This window comes from uncultured Paracoccus sp., from assembly GCF_945915435.1.
Lineage (GTDB): Bacteria > Pseudomonadota > Alphaproteobacteria > Rhodobacterales > Rhodobacteraceae > Paracoccus.
In genome coordinates, this window is record NZ_CAMEFG010000082.1 from 1 (window position 1) to 4,502 (window position 4,502).

The following is a 4,502-nucleotide window of genomic DNA, read 5'->3' on the forward strand; positions in this document are numbered from 1 at the left end:
CTGGCCGAGGCCATGCACATCACCGAGGCGCAACTGGATGCGCTGTTCGGGATCGAAACCCCAACTGAAGGAGAAGGCCATGACCAGTAAGAAATCCACCGCCGCGAGGGTGCTGCGCAAGGTGTCGGCGTGACCCCAAAAACCAAACGCCCCGTCCGAGATGTGGACGGGGCGATCAGGTCCGAACCAGGGAACAAATAACTCGGTAACAACCGTTGCCCTGTGTCTATCTGATCCGGTGCGCCGGGTCTGCTTGTCCTTTGGGATATCCCCGGTTTTGGGGAATGCCCGTGGCGGGGCGGCAGGGCGGCTTTCTCTCATGGGGGAGGGGTTCATGCAGCACGAACTCGTGCGCGGAGTAGGGAACTCCATCGTGCTGCATGAAGCAACAGCATAGCAGATTAAGCTTGCTAGCGCACTGATTTTCTAAACCTGTCCCGCCCCGCCACCGCGCGGGGCTTTCTCATGCGCAAGGGGGGCGCGATGACTGACGATCCCAATCTGTGGCGCGCCATCGCTGGCGCTCGATCCCCCGAGGTCTGGATCGCGTTGTTCGCGGGCACGCTCTACGTCTATCGCAAGTCCCCGCACCCATCCCGTTTGACGCGGGGGGCCGAGGCCGGGATCAGCGGCATGATCGGATACTCGGTCGGCCCGGATGCAGCGGCTTGGGCTGGGGTCAACGAGGCCTTTGCCGTGATCACCCTCAGTTCCCTTGGCTACCTGCTGCTTGACGTGGCGACCTCTATCGTCGCGGACAGGGCGGTTCTGCGCGACATCCTCATCAGACGATTGGGAGGCGGAAAGAATGAGTGAATGCAAACACCTGCGGGCGACGTTCAGGCGTCATCTTACGCCCGGTTCTCTGACCCTCATGCTATTTGCCGCGATCATCTTCGTTCCGCGCCTGATCGATACCATCAAGGGTGAGCCGTGGATCGCCAACGAGCTGATCGTCGCCCGAAATAGCGACGGCATCCCCCTGGTCGAGGACAGGATCACGACCCATGCGACGGTGTTCGGCCAGCGCGCCACCTTCGCCGTGTCGGAGCAAGGAACGGTGATCTGCGGCACGGGCCATACCAATGCCTGGAGGGGCGAGAGCAAGCAGTTCTGGCGGCTGTCGGCTTTCATCGGGTGCCCGCAGCCGTCGGAGCCATACCGCGTCTGCTCGGCCTTCTCGCTGACCAGCGGCAGCGGGCGGCATCGGACCTTCGATCCGATCTGCTCGCCGCTCACGCTGCCCGCGCCGCAGCGGGATCAGTGATCGGCAGAAACCTCTTTCGATAAAGCTTCCAGCGCCTTGATGGTGCCATCATACGCGCCCTTTGCTTTGGGATGCGTTTCGCGCATGCGGCGATAAAAGGCCAGCCACTTGGGCAGGTCCTCCAGCGGGTAGGTGCCGCTCCAGAACTTGCCTTGGAGGGTGAAGGTAGATTCGTCTCGTGTCGCTTTCATGAGGCTGTCATAGACCCGATCCGGACGGGGTCCAACCAGGTGCTGGCCCGAACCTGCACGCAATCCTTTACCTCTGATCGCCCCGCTTCGCGCGGGGCTTTTTCATGGAGAACAGCATGAGTTATGCGATCCGCGCGCGCCAGGCGCGCTGCGCCGCCTTGGGCTTCTGGCCCGGCCCGCTCGACGGGATCATCGGACCGCGCACCCGAGAGGCCGAGGCTGCGGCGCTGGCCTCACAGCGCGCAAAGGGCTTGCCCTTCCAGCATCCGACAGGGCTGACGCGCATCCATTGGCACTGGACCGGCGGCGGGCATGCCCCCTCGGCCACGGATCTGCGGGCATATCACTGCGTGATCTCGGGCGATGGGTCGGTCCGTTGGCCGGTCGAGCCGACGGCAGCACGGTCGCACACGCTCAACGCCAACGGTGGGGCGATAGGGATCGCGGTCTGCGCGATGGCTGGCGCGCGCGAGCGGCCGTTCGACCGGGGCAGGGCGCCGATCACCCCGGCGCAGGTGTCGGCACTGGCGCGCGAGACGGCGCGGATGTGCCGGGCATACGACATCCCGGTGTCGCGCTGGTCCACCCTGTCCCATGCCGAGGTCCAGCCGACGCTCGGCATCGCGCAGAAAGCGAAATGGGACATCACCTGGCTGCCCGGCATGGATGCGCCCGCCGATCCGATCTCGGTCGGGGACCGGCTGCGCGATCTCGTGGCGCGCGAGCTGTCGAAATGACCGCGCCCACCCGAATCGCCGCCCTGCTGGCTGCCGCCCTGGCCCTGTCCGCCCTTACCGGCTGGCAGGGCTACCGCGCGGGCCACGCCGCCTGCGAGGCCGCGCACAACGCCACGCTGCTGGCCCATATCGAGGCCGGACGCAAACTCGATGACGACCGCCGCCGCCTTGCGCGCGAACGCGACGAACTGGCGGCCCAACTGGAAGAGGAAGCCCATGCGGACCCTGTTATTGTCGAGCGTTGCCTTGCTCCTGGCCGGGTGCAGCGGCTCAACACCCTCCGTTGACGGTGCGGACCCCTGCGCCCGGCCGGTGATGATCCCGTCCGGCTGGATCAGTGATGCGCAGGTGGAAAGCCTGTGGCGCCAGGATCGCCTCGCGCTGCTGATGTGCGGCGACAAGGTCGAGGTCCTGTCGGGCAGGCCGGTGACGCGATGATGTGGGAGATCGCGAAGGTGGCCTATGCCGCGTTTGTCGTGGTCGGGATCATGGTCGTCGTGGGCGGGGCGAGGGAATAGGGAACCCGTTCGCCCGTCTGACGTTGAGGGGCCTTGCATCATGTTCTCTTTACGTTCTCATTCTGGCAAGAGAAGAATCATGCCAGGTGACGCCTCATGGAAGATCGACAGCCCTTTGCCGGCCTGCTGATACACATTTTTTGCCGCTGTGGTCACAGCAGCGATGTCCCCTACGTCAAGTATGGCCATCTGCTGCGGCACGATATTTTGCGGCTCGCGCGCTGCACGGCTTGCGGCAAGCGTGAGGCGGTAGATTAATCGTCAGCGGATCGCATCTTCCTGCGCATCATCTGCCGATTAGGAGTTGAGGGACCAGGCGCAGGCGGATCGTAGGAGCGGCGTGACATGACCAGCGCAGGGGCGGCCTATGCCCGCCCTCGTCCACTAGCGTCATGAGCGCGCGCAGCGCCCTCTCCTGGCGGAAATTCGGCATTCCCACTATCCCGATTCGTTCCTGATTTGTCTGTGGGAAGAAATTTTCTCTTCTAATTGATTTAAATAAATTTCCTAATAATTTGTAATCAGAAGGTCACGGGTTCGATTCCTGTAACCGGCACCAATTAATCTACTCAAGTTGCTGAATTCATTGGGCTGAGACGAACCCTCACTCCAATAACCTGCCAGTTAGCCCACACCGCGCCGGACCTCGGTTTCGGTCATGTCGATATAGCGGCGCGCCAGCTTTGGCAGGGGGGTAAAGTAGCTTTGGCAGAGAAATTTTCTGTCAGGCATGCCGTTATAGCGGCGCGTCAGCTTCCGGACGGCGGTGCAATAGCTTCTGGACGAAAATTTTTTCGTTAGGGTCCTGCCGGGGGTTAATTCCGGGCAAACTCTGACCTGCATGGGAGGACGTTATGGAGCGGTTTCCGGTTCCGGCAGCGGATCGGGGACATCGGGGGGGCAGCACCTCGACTGTCCCGCCGAAACCTGCCCATCTCTGGGCTTGCAGCACGTCCCAAGCCATCTGGTCCAGATCTTCGTCGGCGGGCCGCACGAACGGGCACCGCTGCTTGGTCAGGAAGGAATAGACCAGATAGGACAGCCCGCGCGGATAGCGGCTGGCAGGGTCGAGATGCAGCCCGTCGCTGAAGATCAAGTCTCCGAATTCGTTCCGCATGGCGCGGACATAGGCTCCAGCGGGGATGATCCAGACCGGCTGGCCCAGATGGTGCTCCAGCCATTGCCGGTAGTAGGCAAACGCCGGGTCCGCCGTGGCATCAAGATCGGCCATCATAGGCGACCACGGCGGGAACAGGATCAGTTCCGCCTGGCGCTCTTGTGCCGCCAGGCCGAACCAATAGAGGGTCTGCAAGGTCGCCACGCTGGCCGGAGTGCCGATCTCGGGAAACCCGGTTTGCAGATCCGCGATCTCCGACACGATTACCTGATCATAGGCGGCGTTGCGGGCATTGCCGTCCAGATCCCAGATCTGACGCGCCGACCCGAAGCTGACGAAATCCGACAGGGTGTCGCCCTGCCAGTCGGAATAGAGGATGCCGCCGTGCTGGCCGTCCACGGTCGCACCGCCCCACGGGATCGGCGCTCAACTCCTTGAAAAGGCGTCCCCACACCCCGGCGCGGGACCAGCGGCGGAACCGGGTGTAGACGCTCTTCCAATGCCCCGGTTCAGGCGGAAGGTCGCGCCAGGGCGAGGCGCCCCGTGCCAGCCACAGCACCGCGTCGATGAACAGCCGGCTGTCCGCGCCCCTGCGGCCTCGATCATGAAAGCACACCGCACCGCAGCAAGCCTGCGAAAAAAAGGGATTGTCCGAGGGCGATCAGGCGCACG

At 63.5% G+C, this 4,502-nt stretch carries 7 protein-coding genes and 1 pseudogene; 5 read left to right on the forward strand and 3 right to left on the reverse strand.

All coding sequences use genetic code 11. The features are described from left to right. Positions 1-483 precede the first annotated feature (483 nt). A complete protein-coding gene (locus Q0O97_RS17230; RefSeq protein WP_294932337.1) occupies positions 484-816 on the forward strand; it encodes a hypothetical protein in 333 nt (110 codons plus the stop codon). Then, a complete protein-coding gene (locus Q0O97_RS17235) occupies positions 809-1,267 on the forward strand; it encodes a hypothetical protein (protein WP_294932340.1) in 459 nt (152 codons plus the stop codon). The genes Q0O97_RS17230 and Q0O97_RS17235 overlap by 8 nt, the downstream gene beginning before the upstream one ends. Here Q0O97_RS17235 and Q0O97_RS17240 read toward each other — a convergent pair. Further along, positions 1,261-1,458, reverse strand: a complete 198-nt coding sequence (locus Q0O97_RS17240) for a hypothetical protein (RefSeq protein WP_294932343.1) — start codon at positions 1,456-1,458, stop codon at positions 1,261-1,263. The genes Q0O97_RS17235 and Q0O97_RS17240 overlap by 7 nt on opposite strands. Positions 1,459-1,574: 116 nt before the next feature. Between Q0O97_RS17240 and Q0O97_RS17245 the strand changes: the two genes are divergently transcribed. Genes Q0O97_RS17245 through Q0O97_RS17255 form a run of 3 tightly spaced genes read left to right on the forward strand, consistent with a single transcriptional unit; the run spans position 1,575 to position 2,633 of the window. Next, entirely contained in the window at positions 1,575-2,195 is a 621-nt protein-coding gene (locus Q0O97_RS17245) for an N-acetylmuramoyl-L-alanine amidase (protein ID WP_294932346.1), read from the forward strand. Beyond that, positions 2,192-2,482, forward strand: coding sequence for a hypothetical protein (locus Q0O97_RS17250; protein ID WP_294932349.1), 291 nt, complete (start codon positions 2,192-2,194; stop codon positions 2,480-2,482). Before Q0O97_RS17245 ends, Q0O97_RS17250 begins: the two co-directional genes overlap by 4 nt. A gap of 28 nt (positions 2,483-2,510) precedes the next feature. Beyond that, entirely contained in the window at positions 2,511-2,633 is a 123-nt protein-coding gene (locus tag Q0O97_RS17255) for a hypothetical protein (RefSeq protein ID WP_294932351.1), read from the forward strand. An 816-nt stretch (positions 2,634-3,449) separates the two neighbouring features. Here Q0O97_RS17255 and Q0O97_RS17260 read toward each other — a convergent pair. Next, on the reverse strand, positions 3,450-4,229 hold the full coding sequence (locus Q0O97_RS17260; RefSeq protein ID WP_294932354.1) for a hypothetical protein: 780 nt from the start codon (positions 4,227-4,229) through the stop codon (positions 3,450-3,452). Between the two features lie 25 nt (positions 4,230-4,254). After that, positions 4,255-4,428 (reverse strand): annotated as a pseudogene (locus Q0O97_RS17265) (transposase); the annotation flags it as partial. Positions 4,429-4,502: the final 74 nt, after the last annotated feature.

Bases quoted from the DNA above. Each gene is read 5' to 3' on its own strand.
- Q0O97_RS17230 (WP_294932337.1), top strand. From the start codon at position 484: ATGACTGACGATCCCAATCTGTGGCGCGCCATCGCTGGCGCTCGATCC.
- Q0O97_RS17235 (WP_294932340.1), top strand. From the start codon at position 809: ATGAGTGAATGCAAACACCTGCGGGCGACGTTCAGGCGTCATCTTACG.
- Q0O97_RS17240 (WP_294932343.1), bottom strand. From the start codon at position 1,458: ATGAAAGCGACACGAGACGAATCTACCTTCACCCTCCAAGGCAAGTTC.
- Q0O97_RS17245 (WP_294932346.1), top strand. From the start codon at position 1,575: ATGAGTTATGCGATCCGCGCGCGCCAGGCGCGCTGCGCCGCCTTGGGC.
- Q0O97_RS17250 (WP_294932349.1), top strand. From the start codon at position 2,192: ATGACCGCGCCCACCCGAATCGCCGCCCTGCTGGCTGCCGCCCTGGCC.
- Q0O97_RS17255 (WP_294932351.1), top strand. From the start codon at position 2,511: ATGATCCCGTCCGGCTGGATCAGTGATGCGCAGGTGGAAAGCCTGTGG.